The following is a 17,450-nucleotide window of genomic DNA, read 5'->3' on the forward strand; positions in this document are numbered from 1 at the left end:
TCGGTCTCTCGTTTATCAAAGTTTGGTCAAGGACAGGCCAGCCCAGGTCGCGAGCAGCCCGCCGAATACACTGATGGCAGCGTAGCCAATCGCCAGCGGCATTTGCCCGCTTTCCAGCAGGCGTACGGTATCCAATGAAAAGGATGAAAAGGTCGTCAGGCCGCCAAGAAAGCCAACCATCAGCCCGGCGCGCACCTCAATCGGTACTTCGGGACGCACCAGGAACAGGCCATATAAAACGCCGATCAACAGGCAGCCCACGATATTAACGGCCAGCGTCGCGGTATAGAAGTGCTTGGGCCAATTCGCGCTGATCCAATTACCCGTCGCAAAGCGCAGCAGTGTACCCGCGATACCACCCGCCGAGACGGCGACCACCAAGGGAATCATGATTTTCTCCGCTGTCTGGGACTTAAACGATCGAGTGCGGCCAGATGATTGAGCTTCTCGCCGATCTTCAGCTCAAGGCCACGGGGCACCGGCTGGTAGAGCGGCAACGGCTCAAGCTCATCGGGGAAGTAGTCTTCACCGGCGGCATAGGCATCCGGCTCATCGTGGGCATAGCGATATTCGTCGCCGTAGCCGAGCTGTTTCATCAATTTGGTCGGCGCATTGCGCAAGTGCAACGGCACTTCGAGGGAGCCGTATTCGGCCGCGGCACGCAGCGCCGACTTGAAGCCCATGTACACCGCGTTGCTTTTCGGCGCGCAGGCCAGGTAGGTGATGGCCTGGGCCACCGCCAACTCGCCTTCCGGGCTGCCGAGGCGCTCCTGCACGTCCCATGCGGCCAGACACAGGCTCAGGGCGCGGGGATCGGCGTTGCCGATGTCCTCGCTGGCCATGCGTACCACGCGGCGCGCCAGGTACAACGGATCGCAACCGCCGTCGATCATGCGCGCAAACCAGTACAACGCGCCGTCCGGGTTGGAGCCGCGCACGGATTTGTGCAGCGCCGAGATCTGGTCGTAGAAAGCTTCGCCGCCCTTGTCGAAGCGCCGGCGCGTGTCGCCGAGCAGGCTTTGCAGCAGGTCGACGCCAATCTCGCTGCCGTCTTCGGCAAGGTCGGATGCGTTCTCCAGCAGGTTGAGAAAACGCCGACCGTCGCCATCGGCAGCGGTGAGCAGAATCTTGAAGCCTTCTTCGCTGACACTCAGCTGGCGCTTGCCCAGGCCCTTGTCTTCACTCAAGGCGCGGTGCAGCAGCTTTTGCATCGCCGCCTCGTCGAGGCTCTTGAGCACATACACGCGAGCCCGCGACAGCAACGCGTTGTTCAGTTCGAACGAGGGGTTTTCGGTGGTGGCGCCAATAAAGATCAGCGTGCCGTCTTCAACGTAGGGCAGGAAGGCATCCTGCTGCGACTTGTTGAAGCGATGCACTTCGTCGACAAACAGGATGGTGCGCTTGCCATATTGCCCGGCCTGCTGCTTGGCGACGTCCACCGCCTGGCGGATTTCCTTGACCCCGGCCAGCACCGCAGACACCGTTTCGAAGTGTGCATCCGAGACTTTCGCCAGCAGCCGCGCCAGGGTGGTTTTACCCACGCCCGGTGGCCCCCAGAAAATCATCGAGTGCAGTGCGCCCTGCTCCAGGGCTTCGCGCAATGGCTTGCCGCGAGCGAGCAGGTGTTCCTGACCGACGTACTCATCCAGGTTGGTCGAACGCAAGCGTGCGGCCAAGGGTTGGGCAATCGGGTCACTTCGAAACAGGTCCATGGGCAGCGTTTGAAACCTCTGGTTTATTCCTGGATTACGTCGGCACCCTTGGGGATGTCGAACTTGAACTTGGAAGCCGGCACCGGCTGGTTGGCCTTGACCCCGGAGAACAGGATATCGGTGCGCTGGCCGACGCTGTCGATCAGGCGCATGTTGTTGATCACGCCATTGCCGAACGACAGGGACAGCGTGTCAAACAGCGTGTCCTTGGATTTGGGCTTGAGGGTGAATTCGATCACGTTGCTGGTTTGCTTGGAGGTGATATCGAAGCTGTCGTTGATCTTCGACACGTCGCCCGACAGCAACAGCGCCGGCGTCTGGTTCAGGCGTGGGTCGAGCTTCTTGATGGTCGCCTGCTCCAGGTCCGGGTCCCACAGCGTAACTTTCTGGCCGTCCGAGACGATGGTCTGCTCGGCCTTGCCTTCGGTGTGCCAGTAGAACAGCCCTGGGCGCTGCACGGCCATTTCCCCTGCCGTTTCCTGCAAGCGAGTACCGCCGGCATCCAGGGTCAGCTGGGAAAAGCGTGCGGTCAGGGTCTGGGATTTGTCCAACAGGTTCTTCAGGCTGGCGACGGAGGCCGGGTCAGCGTGAGCCGAAACAGCGGTCAGGGCCAGTGCCGGCAACAACAGCATGCGGATAAAGCGCATGGGAGTCCTCATTGAGTAGTCAGGGCGCGCCGCGTGCTGCCACGCGGCACGGAGTCAGTCGCGCATCTGCCCAGGGGCAATGATTTCACGCGAGCCGTTGGTGTTCATTGCGGTGACGACGCCGGCGTTTTCCATGGCTTCGATCATGCGGGCGGCGCGGTTGTAGCCGATCTTCAGCTTGCGCTGTACCGCAGAAATCGAGGCCCGACGGCTTTCCAGCACAAATGCCACGGCTTCGTCGTACAGCGCGTCGGTCTCGGCATCATCGTCGCCACCGCTGCTGCCACCGTCGAAACCGCTGCCAGCTTCTTCAACGCCGGCAAGGATGTCATCGTTGTATTCAGGCGCGCCGCGCAGCTTCCAGGCTTCCACCACGCGGTGCACTTCATCGTCGGACACGAAAGCGCCGTGCACACGGATCGGCAGGCTGGTGCCCGGCGGCATGTAGAGCATGTCACCGTGGCCCAACAGTTGTTCGGCGCCGCCCTGGTCGATGATGGTCCGCGAGTCGATCTTGCTCGACACCTGGAACGCCATGCGCGTCGGGATGTTGGCCTTGATCAGGCCGGTGATCACGTCAACCGACGGCCGCTGGGTAGCAAGGATCAAGTGGATACCGGCCGCTCGCGCTTTCTGGGCGATACGGGCGATCAGCTCTTCAACCTTCTTGCCGACGATCATCATCATGTCGGCAAATTCGTCGACCACCACCACGATGGTCGGCAGCTTGCTCAGCAGCGGTGCTTCGTCGTGGATGCTTTCGCGCTTGTACAGCGGATCGGTCAGCGGCGTGCCGGCGTCCTGGGCTTCCTTGACCTTCGCGTTGAAGCCCGACAGGTTACGCACGCCCATCTTCGCCATTAGCTTGTAGCGGCGCTCCATCTCGGCAACGCTCCAGCGCAGGGCGTTGGCGGCGTCCTTCATGTCGGTGACCACCGGGCACAGCAGGTGCGGAATGCCTTCGTAGATCGACAGTTCGAGCATCTTCGGGTCGATCATGATCAGCTTGGCGTCTTCCGGGCCGGACTTGAACAGGATCGACAGGATCATCGCGTTCACCCCCACCGACTTACCGGAACCGGTGGTACCAGCAACCAGCAGGTGAGGCATTTTCGCCAGGTCAGTGATGACCGGCTTGCCGCCGATGTCATGGCCCAGGGCCAGGGTGACCGGCGATTTGAAGTTGTCGTATTCCGGCGTCGACAGCACTTCGGAGAAACGCACGATCTGGCGGTCTTCGTTGGGAATCTCGATACCCACGGTGGTCTTGCCGGGGATCACCTCCACCACGCGCACGCTGGTCACGGCCAGGGAGCGGGCCAAGTCCTTGGCCAGGTTGGAAATGCGGCTGACTTTTACACCGGCGGCCGGCTGGATTTCGTAACGGGTAATTACCGGGCCAGGGTGGATCGAGTCCACCGAGACTTCGACGCCGAATTCCTTGAGCTTGATTTCCAGCAGGTGGCCGACGGCCGCCAGGGATTCCGGTGAATAGTTGAGTTGTTTCTTTTCGGCCGGGTCGAGAATCGAGATCGGCGGCAAGGTGCCTTCCACGGCGCTGTCGATGAACAACGGCGCCTGTTTCTCTTTCTGCACGCGATGGCTTGGCTCGGGAGCCTTGGGCGGCGCCGGCGCAATCACCGGTGGCACCTGCTTCTCGCGGTCGGACATGTGCTTGCTCAGGGCCTGTTCGCGCTCGATAAGGCGCTCCTTGACCTTGGCCTGTTCGCGGCGGTCCGGTGTGCTCGGGGCCACGACCTCATTGATGCGGGTATCCACCTCGCGCAACTGGGCCACCATGCGCTTGCGATCGACACGGGCGGACCACCAACGGTTGGCGGCGCCTTGGAACAATTCGAGCAGGTCGAGGGTGATCTTGCCCGTCACATCCATCACCTTGAACCACGAGAGGTCGGTGAATACCGTGAGGCCGAACAGGAACAGCGCAATGAACATCAGGGTGCTGCCCTGGATATTCAGGGTCTTGCGTGCCAGGTCGCCAAGGCTTTCGCCCAGCGCCCCGCCCGCGCCCGCCGGCAAACCGGTAGGCGCGTGGAAATGAATATGGGCCAGCGCCGCGCCGGAGAGCACCAGGAACACCAGGCCGATCAGGCGCCAGGAGAACAGCCAGCCGCTCCACTGCCACGGCTCGTGACGCTGGCGGAAGATCTGCCAGGTCTTGATCGCCAGCAGCAACGGGAAGATGTAAGCGAAGTAACCGAGCACCATGAACAGGATATCGGCGCTGTAGGAACCTACCGGACCACCGAAGTTCTGCACGTCGTCGATCTTGCTGTTGTGGCTCCAGCCCGGATCGTCCTTGCCATAGGTGAGCAAGGCCATCATCAGGAACAGGCACAGCGCGCCGATCGCGATCAGCGCACCTTCCTTGAGTCGATAATGCAGGTGCTGGCGCCAAGCCGGCACGACTGCTGCTTTAGGTGTTGCGGCGGATTTCTTCAAAACGGGTCTTTTCCTGCGCCTTTAGCGCGTCCATCTGTTGAATGACTGCCAATACTGCCCAATCCGAGCAGCTGAAAAATAAACGAACGTCGTTGAATCTACGTTTAAGGTCGGGCGATTGCGCAATGAAATGACGATAACGCCACAATGGCCGCATTGTACGGGTTTGTGTGCCTGATGCCACGCCACTTGGCTTTCTTCAGCCAGCATAGCCAATTGTGTGTCACAACATGTGCAATTTGAGCATGCATTGTCTTTGCTGACAAAGGCTTATGAGCTGTTTTTACCAATCCAGGCAAGCTTGGCAATTGGCCTGCATGGGCCGGCCCCGAATACGACCACACCCTCGGCATAGAGTTGCAGAAACACCCGCTCACGCTAATACGCTGCAATGGCGGATTCAAGCTGGCCCGATGGCGCTGCGTCGACAATAATCAGCACTGCCGAGGCGGGTGTCATACCTGCCACTCCCTTCCCCTTCCATAAGCCTGGATGCCATGCTGACCTGGTTGCAACGCGACACCCTGACCTTTCCACCGCTGGCCAAAGCCATGCGCGAACCCAATGGCCTGCTTGCCGCCGGCGGCGATCTATCGGCGGAGCGACTGGTCAAGGCCTACCGCCACGGCTGCTTCCCTTGGTTTTCGGAAGGTCAACCGATCCTTTGGTGGTCGCCAGACCCGCGCACGGTGATATTCCCTGATGAACTCCACGTATCCCGCAGCCTGGGCAAGCTGTTACGCCAGCAGCGCTACACCGTGACATTCGACCAGGACTTCGCCGCCGTCATCCGGGCCTGCGCTGCGCCGCGCGCCTACGCCGATGGCACCTGGATCACCGAAGGCATCCAGAACGCCTACCTGGAGTTGCACAAGCGCGGCCATGCGCACTCGGTAGAGGTATGGGATGCAGGCGTGCTGGTGGGCGGCCTGTATGGCCTGGCGATGGGCCAGCTGTTTTTTGGCGAATCCATGTTCAGCCGCGCCGACAATGCCTCTAAATTTGGCTTCGCTACACTGACGCGACAATTACAGGCCTGGGGCTTTGTGCTGATCGACTGCCAGATGCCCAACGATCACCTGCACAGCCTGGGTGCCCGCGCCATTCCTCGCAGTGAGTTCGCCGGTTTTCTACGCGACCACCTGGACCAACCCAACACCGGGCCGTGGGTTTCTTAGGCGACATCCGCGCACCTGGCTTACACTTATTTCAAAGCTTATCCCGAGGGTTGATCATGACCGAGTTGGCGCGTTTGAAGTTTTATGCCACTCAAGCCCACTCTTGCAGCTATCTGCCAGACGAGCAGGCCACCACACTGTTCCTCGACCCCAGCCAACCGATGGACGTGCATGTGTATGCGGATCTTTCGGAAATGGGCTTTCGGCGTAGCGGCGACCATCTGTACCGACCCCATTGCCAGAACTGCAATGCCTGCGTGCCGGCGCGCCTCCCTGTGGCGCAGTTTCTGCCGGACCGCAACCAAAAGCGCATCCTCAAGCGCAATGTCGACTTGGTGGTGACATCGAGCAAGCCTCGGTTTACCGAAGAATACTTCGACCTTTACCAGCGCTATATCGAGCAACGCCACGCCGATGGCGATATGTTCCCACCAAGCCGCGACCAGTTCTCCACGTTTCTGGTGCGCGACCTGCCTTTTTCACGCTTCTATGAATTTCGTGCGGACGGTCGCCTGCTGGCCGTCGCCGTGACGGATTTGCTGCCTAACGGCCTGTCGGCGGTCTACACCTTCTACGAGCCGACCGAAGAGCGCCGCAGCCTGGGGCGCTTTGCGATCCTCTGGCAAATCGGCGAAGCCCTGCGCCTGGAACTGGAGGCGGTTTACCTCGGATACTGGATCAAGAACTGCAAAAAGATGAGCTACAAGACCCAATATCGGCCCATAGAACTGCTGATTAATCAAAGATGGGTCACGCTTAACTAGAACCCCTTGGCTTAAACACCCTTTTTCGGGCACAATGCACGCCGCTTTTGCCTGGCGCAGTTGCACCGGGCCATTCACTGGATACCGAGGGCTTTACTGCATGTCGAAAGAAGACAGCTTCGAAATGGAAGGCACTGTCGTCGACACCCTGCCCAACACCATGTTTCGTGTGGAGTTGGAAAATGGGCACGTCGTAACCGCGCATATCTCCGGCAAGATGCGCAAGAACTACATTCGTATTCTTACCGGTGACAAAGTGCGCGTCGAGCTGACGCCCTATGACTTGAGCAAAGGGCGCATCACTTACCGCGCTCGCTAAGCAAGTCAATACAAAACGCCCGGTTATGCCGGGCGTTTTTGTGTGCCTGCTATTTGGTGGGCGCCAAAAAAATGTGGGAGGGGGCTTGCCCCCGATAGCAGTGCTTCAGTCGCTACACGAGTGACTGGTACACCGCCATCGGGGGCAAGCCCCCTCCCACATTGGCGCCCGCGGTTATCGATCAGGCCATTTCTGCCGTGGTTTCAAACTCGAAGGTCAGCTCGCCGTCCTTCAGGTCAATATGCACCACGCCACCATGGTCCGAGAGTTCGCCAAACAGGATCTCTTCAGCCAGCGGCCGCTTGATCTTGTCCTGGATCAGACGCGCCATTGGGCGAGCGCCCATTGCTGCGTCGTAGCCACCCTCGGCGATCCAGCTGCGCGCCGCTTCCGTGACATCCAGCTGCACGCGCTTGTCTTCCAACTGCGCCTGCAGCTCGGTGAGGAACTTGTCCACCACACTCTTGATAACCTCATGACTGAGGCGACCAAACTGGATAATGGTGTCCAGGCGGTTGCGGAACTCCGGCGTGAAGCTTTTCTTGATCACTTCCATCGCGTCAGAAGAGTGATCCTGATGCGTGAAGCCGATCGAAGCCCGCGCGGCCGTTTCAGCACCGGCGTTGGTAGTCATGATCACGATCACGTTGCGGAAGTCCGCCTTGCGCCCGTTGTTGTCGGTCAGGGTCCCGTGATCCATCACCTGCAACAGCAGGTTGAAGACTTCCGGGTGGGCCTTCTCGATTTCATCGAGCAGCAATACGCAATGTGGCTGCTTGGTGATTGCTTCGGTCAACAGACCGCCCTGATCGAAGCCAACATAACCTGGAGGCGCGCCGATCAGGCGCGACACGGTGTGACGCTCCATGTACTCGGACATGTCGAACCGCACCAGCTCGATACCCATGGCCTTGGCCAACTGCCGCGCCGCTTCGGTCTTGCCGACACCGGTAGGCCCGGCAAACAGGAACGAGCCGACTGGTTTGTCCGGCGACTTGAGGCCCGCACGCGACAGCTTGATCGCGGTGGACAGCGCGTCGATGGCTGCATCCTGGCCGAACACCGTGAGCTTGAGGTCGCGTTCCAGATTACGCAGCAGCTCCTTGTCGGAGCTGTTGACGTGTTTTGGCGGAATCCGCGCAATCTTCGCCACGATGTCCTCGACCTGAGGCACGTCGATGCGCTTCACACGTTTCTCGACCGGTTGCAGGCGCTGGTAGGCCCCCGCCTCGTCGATCACGTCGATGGCTTTGTCCGGCATGTGCCGATCATTGATGTAGCGCGATGCCAGCTCCGCAGCTGCGCGCAGCGCCTCATCGGTGTACTCGATACCATGGTGCGCTTCAAAACGCCCCTTGAGCCCGCGCAGGATGCTGATGGTGTCTTCAACCGACGGCTCGGAGACGTCGACCTTCTGGAAGCGACGGGCCAGGGCGCGGTCCTTCTCGAAGATGCCACGAAATTCCTGGAAAGTGGTGGAACCGATGCAGCGGATGTCACCCGACGACAGTAACGGCTTGAGCAGGTTGGACGCATCCATCACCCCACCGGAAGCCGCACCCGCACCAATGATGGTGTGGATCTCGTCGATGAACAGGATCGCCTGCGGGCGTTTTTTCAGCTCGCCGAGCAGCGCCTTGAAGCGCTTCTCGAAATCGCCACGGTACTTGGTACCTGCGAGCAACGCGCCCAGATCAAGGGAGTAGACGACACTGTTGGCCAACAGGTCCGGCACCTGGTTGTCCACGATGCGCTTGGCCAGGCCTTCGGCAATCGCGGTCTTGCCCACGCCCGCCTCGCCCACCAGCAGCGGGTTGTTCTTGCGACGACGTGCGAGGATCTGCGCTACACGCTCAACCTCAAGCTCACGCCCCACCAGCGGATCGATCCGCCCCTGGCGCGCCAACTCGTTGAGGTTGCTGGCATAGGCATCCAGCGGGTTGCTTGAAGAAGAAGACTCACCGCCCTCGTCGTCCTGCATGTCCTGCTCACCCTCGGAATGATCGCCGTGCCCAGGCACCTTGGAGATACCGTGGGCGATGTAGTTGACGACATCAATACGGGCAACGCTCTGCTGCTTGAGCAGGAACACTGCCTGGCTTTCCTGTTCGCTGAAGATCGCCACAAGCACATTGGCGCCTGTGACTTCACGCTTACCGGAGCTCTGCACGTGGAAAACAGCACGCTGCAATACCCGCTGGAAGCCCAGGGTTGGCTGGGTTTCGCGGTCCTCGTCATGCACGGGGATCAGTGGCGTGGTGGAGTCGATAAACTCCTGCAGGTCATGCTTGAGTTTGTCGAGGTTGGCGCCGCACGCACGCAAAACGGTGGCGGCAGCTTCGTTATCCAAAAGTGCCAGCAAAAGGTGTTCGACAGTCATGAATTCATGACGCTTCGAACGAGCCTCCTTGAAGGCAAGATTGAGGGTGACTTCGAGCTCGCGGTTTAACATAGCTTCACCTCATACCCAAGTGGTCGGCGTTAACCGTCCTTCTCGATTTCACAGAGTAGCGGATGCTGGCTTTCCCTGGCGTACTGGTTGACCTGCATGGCCTTTGTCTCGGCGATGTCACGGGTAAACACTCCACATACTGCCCGTCCTTCTGTGTGAACGGCCAGCATTACCTTGGTCGCCAACTCGCGGTTCAGGTTAAAAAACACCTCGAGTACTTCGACCACGAAATCCATCGGTGTGTAGTCATCATTGAACAAAACCACCTTGTACATCGGCGGCGCCTGTAAAGCAGGCTTGGCCTCCTGAACAGCAATGCCTGCAGAACCGTCGTCATCGTGTTCGTGATCCGGTCGATCCTGATTGAATGTTAGTCGAATCTGGCTGATTGCATGCATGGAAAGAAAGGTTCGTCAGTGGTTCAAATACAGTGGTGGGGGCGAGCTGTCAGAATTTCAACTCTGACCGACTGGTCGCCTTGACTATCGGCAAATCGGTGTTACAACCAATAGAACCCACAGTGGGTAAAAAAGGTCCGCGCAGTCAACCTTAATTTATTCGGGTTAGGACGGATAAACTGGATGATACTCCAGTGATGGAGTCTGGTGCAGAGGGAAATGGGTATGTCTGGCGTCAAGATCAGTGGCAAGGTCAAGTGGTTCAACAATGCCAAAGGATATGGCTTTGTGAATGAGGAAGGGAAAACCGACGACCTTTTTGCGCATTATTCAGCGGTCACGATGGACGGGTACAAAACGCTGAAGGCGGGCCAACCAGTAACCTTTGAAATCATTCAAGGACCGAAAGGATTGCATGCTATCAATATAACTGTAACACCGGAAAAAACCGCACCAGCGCATGCTCACGAGAAGAAACAACTGGCCTGATATCCGCCAACAAAATGTGCAGCTTGCGATAAAAAACGGCCACCCCAATCACGCTGGGGTGGCCGTTTTTATTCACCTGCTTTTACATATGCGAAATCAACGCATCACCAAAGCCCGACGACGAAACCAGCTTCGCCCCCTCCATCAAACGTTCGAAATCATAGGTCACGGTCTTGGCCGCAATCGCGCCGTTGGTGCCCTTGATGATCAGGTCAGCCGCCTCGGTCCAACCCATATGGCGCAGCATCATTTCTGCCGACAGAATCAACGAGCCAGGGTTGACCTGATCCTTGCCTGCATACTTGGGCGCCGTACCATGGGTCGCCTCGAACATGGCAACGGTGTCAGACAGGTTAGCCCCCGGCGCAATGCCGATACCGCCCACTTCCGCCGCCAGGGCGTCGGACAGGTAGTCACCGTTCAGGTTAAGAGTGGCGATCACGTCGTACTCGGCGGGACGCAGCAGGATCTGTTGCAGCATGGCGTCGGCAATGGCGTCCTTGACCACCACATTCCTGCCGGTCTTCGGGTTCTTGAATTGCATCCAAGGCCCACCGTCGAGCAGCGTCGCACCGAACTCTTCGGCCGCCACTTCGTAGGCCCACTCCTTGAAGGCCCCTTCGGTGAACTTCATGATGTTGCCTTTGTGCACGATGGTCAGCGATTCGCGGTCGTTATCCACTACATACTGCAAGGCCTTGCGTGCCAGGCGCTTGGTGCCTTCCTTGGACACCGGCTTGACGCCGATCCCGCAATCCTGGTCGAAACGGATCTTGGTGACGCCCATTTCCTCCTTGAGGAACTTGATCACCTTGATGGCTTCCGGCGAACCGGCTTTCCACTCGATGCCAGCGTAAATGTCTTCGGAGTTTTCACGGAAGATCGTCATGTCCACGTCGCCAGGCTTCTTGACCGGGCTCGGCACACCTTCGAACCAGCGCACCGGGCGCAGGCAGACATAAAGGTCGAGTTGCTGACGCAGGGCCACGTTCAGCGAACGGATGCCACCCCCGACCGGCGTGGTCAGCGGCCCCTTGATGGACACCACATAATCCTTGACCGCATCCAGGGTTTCCTGGGGCAGCCAGGTGTCCTGGTCGTAGACTTGAGTCGCCTTTTCGCCGGCGTACACCTCCATCCACGAGATCTTGCGCTTGCCGCCGTAGGCCTTTTCAACAGCTGCGTCGACTACCTTGATCATCACCGGGCTGATGTCGACGCCAATACCGTCACCTTCGATGTAAGGGATGATCGGTTGGTCAGGAACATTGAGAGAATGGTCTGCATTGACGGTGATTTTGTCGCCGACTGCCGGAACCTGAATCTTCTTGTATCCCATGCTGAACTCCATCTATGGATTGAACATCTGGCTGCGTTCGAGCCTACTCCAGATAAATGGCGACTGAAACCTCGCGCCATGCTCATTTGCATCGAAAACAGCATAAATTGTCGCCTACAAGCCTGAAAGCAAAGGGAAAAGCGCCAATCTTGAGCACATCGTGCGACTTTAGGCGCACCCCGGTACCTGCGACCTTTAGACCAATGGACGACTCACCTTTTGTATGAAGGCTCGGCGTAAGCATAGCGACCTATGTATAATGCCGCCGCTGACCCAAGAGTCACGACGGCTGACCGCTCTAGAATAGGTGCCTTCAGCTACAAAGCCGGACTATTACAATAGTCCACCCGCTTGACGCTCGACTGATGCAACCCAACATCACCGCGAAGAAACCTCGACATTTCGCTCATGGATGACTTTGAACGAACGCGCTCCACCCGGCGCATCTCGAGTTTCTGCGCACGCTTTCAGCAAAGAAGAGAGTTAATCCGAATATGCCCACCCGCTCGAAGATCATCTACACCTTCACCGACGAAGCCCCTGCCCTCGCCACCTATTCACTGCTGCCTATCGTAGAGGCCTTCACCGCTTCCGCTGATATTGCCGTGGAAACCCGCGACATCTCCCTCGCCGCGCGCATCCTGGCAAGCTTCCCCGAGCAACTGGGCACCAAGGCCGTACCGGACCACCTCGCCGAACTGGGCGACCTGGCCGTGACCCCTGAAGCCAACATCATCAAGCTGCCCAACATCAGCGCCTCGACCCCGCAGCTGCAAGCGGCGATCAAGGAACTGCAGGCCCAGGGCTACGCCCTGCCGGACTACCCGGAAACCGTAACCACCGACGCGGAAAAAGAAACCCGTGCACGTTACGACAAGGTCAAGGGCAGCGCCGTGAACCCGGTACTGCGCGAAGGCAACTCCGACCGCCGCGCACCGCTGTCGGTCAAGAACTATGCACGCAAGCACCCGCACAAAATGGGCGCCTGGGCTGCGGACTCGAAATCGCACATCGCCCACATGAGCAACGGCGACTTCTACGGCAGCGAAAAAGCCGTACAGATCGAAGCCGCTGATGCTGTCAAAATTGAGCTGGTCGGCAAGGACGGCACCACCACCGTCCTGAAAGAAAAGACCACCGCACAGGCTGGCGAGATCCTCGACAGCGCCGTGCTGAGCAAGAACGCATTGCGCACGTTCATCGCCGCCGAAATCGAAGACGCCAAAAAACAAGGCGTACTGCTGTCGGTTCACCTCAAAGCCACCATGATGAAGGTCTCCGACCCGATCATGTTCGGCCAGATCGTTGCCGAGTTCTATAAAGATGCCCTGGCCAAGCACGCCACCGTGCTGGAGCAGATCGGCTTCAACCTGAACAACGGCATCGGCGACCTGTACGCCCGCATCAAGGCCCTGCCGGCTGACCAGCAGGCACAGATCGAAGCTGATATCCAGGCGGTCTATGCCGCTCGCCCTTCCCTGGCGATGGTCAACTCCGACAAAGGCATTACCAACCTGCACGTGCCAAGCGACGTCATCGTCGACGCCTCGATGCCGGCCATGATCCGTGACTCCGGCAAGATGTGGGGCACCGACGGCCAGCTGCACGACACCAAGGCTGTGATCCCGGATCGCTGCTACGCCACCATCTACCAAGCCGTCATCGAAGACTGCAAGGCCAATGGCGCTTTCGATCCGACCACCATGGGCAGCGTGCCAAACGTTGGCCTGATGGCCAAGAAAGCCGAAGAGTACGGCTCCCACGACAAGACCTTCCAGATCAAGGCTGATGGCGTAGTCCGCATCACCGACAGCAAGGGCAACCTGCTGATGGAACAGACCGTCGAAGCCGGCGACATCTTCCGCATGTGCCAGACCAAAGACGCGCCGATCCAGGACTGGGTCAAGCTGGCCGTCAACCGTGCCCGCGCCAGCGACACCCCGGCCATTTTCTGGCTGGACCCCAAGCGTGCGCATGACGGCGTCGTGGTCGAGAAAGTTCAGGCTTACCTGAAAGACCACAACACCGAAGGCCTGGACATCCGCATCATGGCGCCGGTCGACGCGATGAAGTTCACCCTGGAGCGTACCCGCAAGGGCCTGGACACCATCTCGGTAACCGGTAACGTACTGCGCGACTACCTGACCGACCTGTTCCCGATCATGGAACTGGGCACCAGCGCCAAGATGCTGTCGATCGTGCCGCTGATGAACGGCGGTGGCCTGTTCGAAACCGGCGCCGGCGGTTCGGCGCCAAAGCACGTGCAGCAACTGGTTGAAGAGAACTTCCTGCGCTGGGATTCCCTGGGCGAGTTCCTGGCCCTGGCCGCGTCCCTTGAGCATTTGGGTGTCACCTACAACAACCCGAAAGCCCTGGTACTGTCCAAGACCCTGGACCAGGCCACCGGCCAGTTCCTCGACAACAACAAGTCGCCATCGCGCAAAGTCGGCAACATCGACAACCGCGGCAGCCACTTCTACCTGGCGCTGTACTGGGCTCAAGCCCTGGCCGCCCAGACCGAAGACACTGCACTGCAAGCGCAGTTCGGCGAACTGGCAAAAACCCTGGCTGACAACGAAGCAACCATCGTTGCCGAGCTCAACGCAGTACAGGGCAAGCCAGTGGACATCGGCGGCTACTACGCGCCGAACCCAGAACTGACCAGCAAGGCCATGCGCCCAAGCAACACCCTCAATGCGGCGATTGCCAAGCTGAAGTAAGGTTGTAAGGTGACATCACAAACCCCGGCCATGTGCCGGGGTTTGTGTTTTCGAGCCTTCACGCAAGTGGAGCAATTGCGAAAGAATCTAATGAACTGTCAACTCTAACAGGTGACTCTCCCTCCCTCTGAACACCATTATTCTCCCGTGGCTACTGAGCCAAACATGGGAGGACTTCAAATGTTCCGCACCTACTGCCTATTGCCGCTGGGCGCCTTCGTCCTTACGTTGCTACCCTTCGCGAACGCCGGCCAAAACGTTCAGATCACGTATTTCCTCAGCGCGAGCTTTACATGCCTGAACGGCAACACGAAGCCTGGTTATAGCGTCTATGTAGTCGGTTCACACCGGGATATCGGGGAATGGAAAACGGAAAAGGCTGTGTTGCTCGCCACTACGCCCACTGACTATCCGAAATGGACCGGGCAAGTCCGGTTTTCGGGCGTCCAACTCGATGAGAAGGTGGAATGGAAGTGCATCATTCGCAACGAAAATTCCCCGTATGATGTAAAGGAATGGCAGCCCGACCCGAACAGCGAGGTGATACTGAAATTTTCACCACAAGCGCAGGCCAGCGCTTCGTTCTGAGCAACACAGGAATGTCGGGCGTATCATGCAGGCTACCTGAACAACGACCTGCATTCGAGACCCACATATGACCTGGCAACCCCACATCACCGTCGCCACCATCGTCGAAGACAACGGCCGCTTCCTGATGGTCGAAGAACTCAAGGGCGGCCGCGCGGTGCTCAACCAGCCCGCCGGGCACCTCGATCCGGACGAGACCCTGACCGAGGCCGCCGTGCGCGAAACCCTCGAAGAAACCGGCTGGGACGTGGAAGCCACGGGCATCGTCGGCATCTACCTGTACACCGCCCCCAGCAATGGCGTGACCTATCAAAGAGTCTGCTTTATCGCCAAAGCCCTGAAACACCACCCGGACTATCAACTCGACGAAGGCATCCTCCGCGCCCGCTGGCTGACACGAGAGGAGCTGATGGCCGTGTGCGAGGACTGGCGCAGCGAGCTGATCATCCGTTGTATCGATGATTATCTGGCCGGTCAGCGCCACAGCCTGGAATTGATCCGCCCTTCTCTTTAGCCTTGCGGGCCCAGGCCTGCTAGAATCGCGTCCTTTTTCAAGACACCCGTTGAAACCCTATGCGTGATCCAGCCCCTTCTGACACACAAAAGAAGCGCGTCATCGTCGGCATGTCCGGCGGCGTGGATTCTTCCGTTTCCGCCGTTCTGCTCATGGAGCAGGGTTATGAGGTGGAAGGCCTGTTCATGAAGAACTGGGAAGAAGACGATGGAACGGAGTATTGCACCGCCATGGACGACCTGGCGGACGCCCAGGCCGTGTGCGACAAGATCGGTATCAAGCTGCACACCGCCAACTTCGCCGCCGAGTACTGGGACAACGTGTTCGAGCACTTCCTGGCCGAATACAAGGCTGGGCGCACGCCGAACCCGGACATCCTGTGCAACCGCGAAATCAAGTTCAAGGCGTTCCTTGATTACGCCATGATCCTCGGCGCAGACCTCATTGCAACCGGCCACTACGTGCGTCGTCGCGATATCGACGGGCGCACCGAACTGCTCAAGGGCCTGGACCCAAACAAGGACCAGAGCTACTTCCTGCACGCTGTCGGCGGCGAACAGATCGCCAAGACCCTGTTCCCGGTCGGCGAGCTGGAAAAACCCGAAGTGCGCAAGATCGCCGAAAAACACGGCCTGGCAACCGCCAAGAAGAAAGATTCCACCGGGATCTGCTTTATCGGCGAACGCCGTTTCAGCGACTTCCTCAAGCAATACCTGCCGGCACAACCAGGCGAAATCAAAACCACCGAAGGCGAAGTGATCGGTCGCCACCACGGCCTGATGTACCACACCATCGGCCAACGCCAGGGCCTGGGCATCGGTGGTTTGAAAGACGCCGGTGAAGAGCCGTGGTACGTGCTGGTCAAGGACCTGGAAAACAACGTGCTGATCGTCGGCCAGGGCAACGAACACCCGCTGCTGTTCTCTGGCGCGCTGCTGGCTTCTGAGATCTATTGGGTCAACCCGATCGACCTGAGCACGCCGCGCCGCCTGACCGCCAAAGTGCGTTACCGCCAGAGCGACCAACCGTGCACCCTGCAAAAAACCACTACCGGTTACCGTGCGACCTTTGATGACCCGCAACGTGCGGTCACCCCTGGCCAGTCCGTGGTGTTCTATGACGGCGAAGTCTGCCTGGGCGGTGGCGTGATTGAAGTCGCGCAAGCCTGGAGCAAGCCGGCATGAGCCCGACCCAGGAGCAATTGACGGCACTCGGCGGGGTATTTCTCTCCGCCGTGCTGGTGGACAAGATCGCCAAGACCGGCCAGGTCACCGAAGCGGGCCTGACCTGCATGCTCGGCAGCCTGCTGATCCGCGACCCCAAGGACACCCTGGAAGTCTACGGCGGCGACGACCTGGCGCTGCGCGAAGGTTACCGCGCGCTGATCGGCGCCTTGGAGCGCGACCCGAGCACCTTGCAGCGCGAACCGCTGCGCTACGCCCTGTCGATGCTCGGCCTGGAGCGTCAACTGGCCAAGCGCGACGACATGCTGGAAATCATCGGCAAGCGGCTGCCACAGATCCAGTCTCAGGTAGAACACTTCGGCCCAGCCCACGAAAACGTGATCGCCGCCTGCGGCGCTTTGTACCAGGACACCTTGAGCACCTTGCGCCAGCGGATCCAGGTCCATGGCGACATGCGCAACCTGCAGCAACCGAACAACGCCTCGAAAATCCGCGCCCTGCTCCTGGCCGGTATTCGTTCGGCGCGGTTGTGGCGCCAGTTGGGCGGTCATCGCTGGCAGCTGGTGATCAGCCGACGCAAATTGCTCAAAGAGCTTTACCCGTTGATGCGCAACGAATAAGTCGCAGCAACAGGCTATTTTCAAGCCGTTACGCGTAATACGCCGGTCAGTTGGCGACGGACC

Annotated in this window: 16 protein-coding genes; 9 read left to right on the forward strand and 7 right to left on the reverse strand. The window is 59.2% G+C overall.

Translation table 11 applies throughout. From position 1 onward, the window contains the following. Positions 1-15: 15 nt before the first annotated feature. Genes crcB through AB3G88_RS15965 form a run of 4 tightly spaced genes read right to left on the reverse strand, consistent with a single transcriptional unit; the run spans position 16 to position 4,822 of the window. Positions 16-390, reverse strand: a complete 375-nt coding sequence (gene crcB, locus AB3G88_RS15950; RefSeq protein WP_099587000.1) for a fluoride efflux transporter CrcB — start codon at positions 388-390, stop codon at positions 16-18. Further along, complete coding sequence (locus AB3G88_RS15955) at positions 387-1,712, reverse strand: replication-associated recombination protein A (protein WP_099587001.1); 1,326 nt, start codon at positions 1,710-1,712, stop codon at positions 387-389. Before AB3G88_RS15955 ends, crcB begins: the two co-directional genes overlap by 4 nt. Positions 1,713-1,735: 23 nt before the next feature. Next, positions 1,736-2,359 (reverse strand): outer membrane lipoprotein periplasmic chaperone LolA, encoded by a 624-nt coding sequence (lolA, locus tag AB3G88_RS15960; RefSeq protein WP_112195892.1) that lies wholly within the window; start codon positions 2,357-2,359, stop codon positions 1,736-1,738. A gap of 54 nt (positions 2,360-2,413) precedes the next feature. Continuing rightward, positions 2,414-4,822, reverse strand: coding sequence for a DNA translocase FtsK (locus tag AB3G88_RS15965; RefSeq protein WP_099587003.1), 2,409 nt, complete (start codon positions 4,820-4,822; stop codon positions 2,414-2,416). Positions 4,823-5,319: 497 nt separating this feature from the next. Between AB3G88_RS15965 and aat the strand changes: the two genes are divergently transcribed. The 3 genes from aat to infA all read left to right on the forward strand — a co-directional run bounded on the left by aat (position 5,320) and on the right by infA (position 7,083). After that, the gene (gene aat, locus AB3G88_RS15970; RefSeq protein ID WP_158878066.1) at positions 5,320-6,000 is read left to right on the forward strand and encodes a leucyl/phenylalanyl-tRNA--protein transferase; all 681 of its coding nucleotides are present in this window, start codon (positions 5,320-5,322) and stop codon (positions 5,998-6,000) included. A 56-nt stretch (positions 6,001-6,056) separates the two neighbouring features. Continuing rightward, on the forward strand, positions 6,057-6,764 hold the full coding sequence (locus AB3G88_RS15975; RefSeq protein WP_099587005.1) for an arginyltransferase: 708 nt from the start codon (positions 6,057-6,059) through the stop codon (positions 6,762-6,764). 100 nt (positions 6,765-6,864) lie between these two features. Further along, on the forward strand, positions 6,865-7,083 hold the full coding sequence (gene infA, locus AB3G88_RS15980; protein WP_002553999.1) for a translation initiation factor IF-1: 219 nt from the start codon (positions 6,865-6,867) through the stop codon (positions 7,081-7,083). Positions 7,084-7,264: 181 nt separating this feature from the next. On the opposite strand, the gene clpA is transcribed toward infA, so the two are convergent. Next, positions 7,265-9,535 carry an ATP-dependent Clp protease ATP-binding subunit ClpA gene (clpA, locus tag AB3G88_RS15985; protein WP_078743290.1) on the reverse strand — a complete coding sequence of 757 codons (2,271 nt, stop codon included), beginning with the start codon at positions 9,533-9,535 and terminating at the stop codon, positions 7,265-7,267. A 29-nt stretch (positions 9,536-9,564) separates the two neighbouring features. Then, entirely contained in the window at positions 9,565-9,933 is a 369-nt protein-coding gene (gene clpS, locus AB3G88_RS15990; protein ID WP_010567912.1) for an ATP-dependent Clp protease adapter ClpS, read from the reverse strand. Between the two features lie 225 nt (positions 9,934-10,158). Between clpS and cspD the strand changes: the two genes are divergently transcribed. Then, entirely contained in the window at positions 10,159-10,422 is a 264-nt protein-coding gene (gene cspD / locus AB3G88_RS15995; RefSeq protein WP_250924750.1) for a cold shock domain-containing protein CspD, read from the forward strand. 82 nt (positions 10,423-10,504) lie between these two features. Here the strand turns inward: cspD and icd are convergent, their stop codons facing one another. Beyond that, positions 10,505-11,761 (reverse strand): NADP-dependent isocitrate dehydrogenase, encoded by a 1,257-nt coding sequence (icd, locus tag AB3G88_RS16000; RefSeq protein WP_099587006.1) that lies wholly within the window; start codon positions 11,759-11,761, stop codon positions 10,505-10,507. Positions 11,762-12,255: 494 nt separating this feature from the next. On the opposite strand from icd, the gene AB3G88_RS16005 reads away from it, so the two are divergent. From AB3G88_RS16005 to hflD, 5 genes are all read left to right on the forward strand, one after another. Beyond that, on the forward strand, positions 12,256-14,481 hold the full coding sequence (locus tag AB3G88_RS16005; RefSeq protein WP_191946336.1) for an NADP-dependent isocitrate dehydrogenase: 2,226 nt from the start codon (positions 12,256-12,258) through the stop codon (positions 14,479-14,481). Between the two features lie 180 nt (positions 14,482-14,661). Beyond that, positions 14,662-15,069: a carbohydrate-binding module family 20 domain-containing protein gene (locus AB3G88_RS16010; RefSeq protein WP_112196969.1), complete on the forward strand. Its 408-nt coding sequence runs from the start codon at positions 14,662-14,664 to the stop codon at positions 15,067-15,069. 67 nt (positions 15,070-15,136) lie between these two features. Then, positions 15,137-15,583, forward strand: a complete 447-nt coding sequence (locus AB3G88_RS16015) for an NUDIX hydrolase (protein WP_400530541.1) — start codon at positions 15,137-15,139, stop codon at positions 15,581-15,583. A gap of 59 nt (positions 15,584-15,642) precedes the next feature. Further along, positions 15,643-16,767: a tRNA 2-thiouridine(34) synthase MnmA gene (gene mnmA / locus AB3G88_RS16020; RefSeq protein ID WP_480450650.1), complete on the forward strand. Its 1,125-nt coding sequence runs from the start codon at positions 15,643-15,645 to the stop codon at positions 16,765-16,767. Beyond that, positions 16,764-17,387 carry a high frequency lysogenization protein HflD gene (hflD, locus tag AB3G88_RS16025; protein ID WP_099587011.1) on the forward strand — a complete coding sequence of 208 codons (624 nt, stop codon included), beginning with the start codon at positions 16,764-16,766 and terminating at the stop codon, positions 17,385-17,387. The genes mnmA and hflD overlap by 4 nt, the downstream gene beginning before the upstream one ends. Positions 17,388-17,450 lie beyond the last annotated feature (63 nt).

This window comes from Pseudomonas arvensis (genome assembly GCF_056688935.1).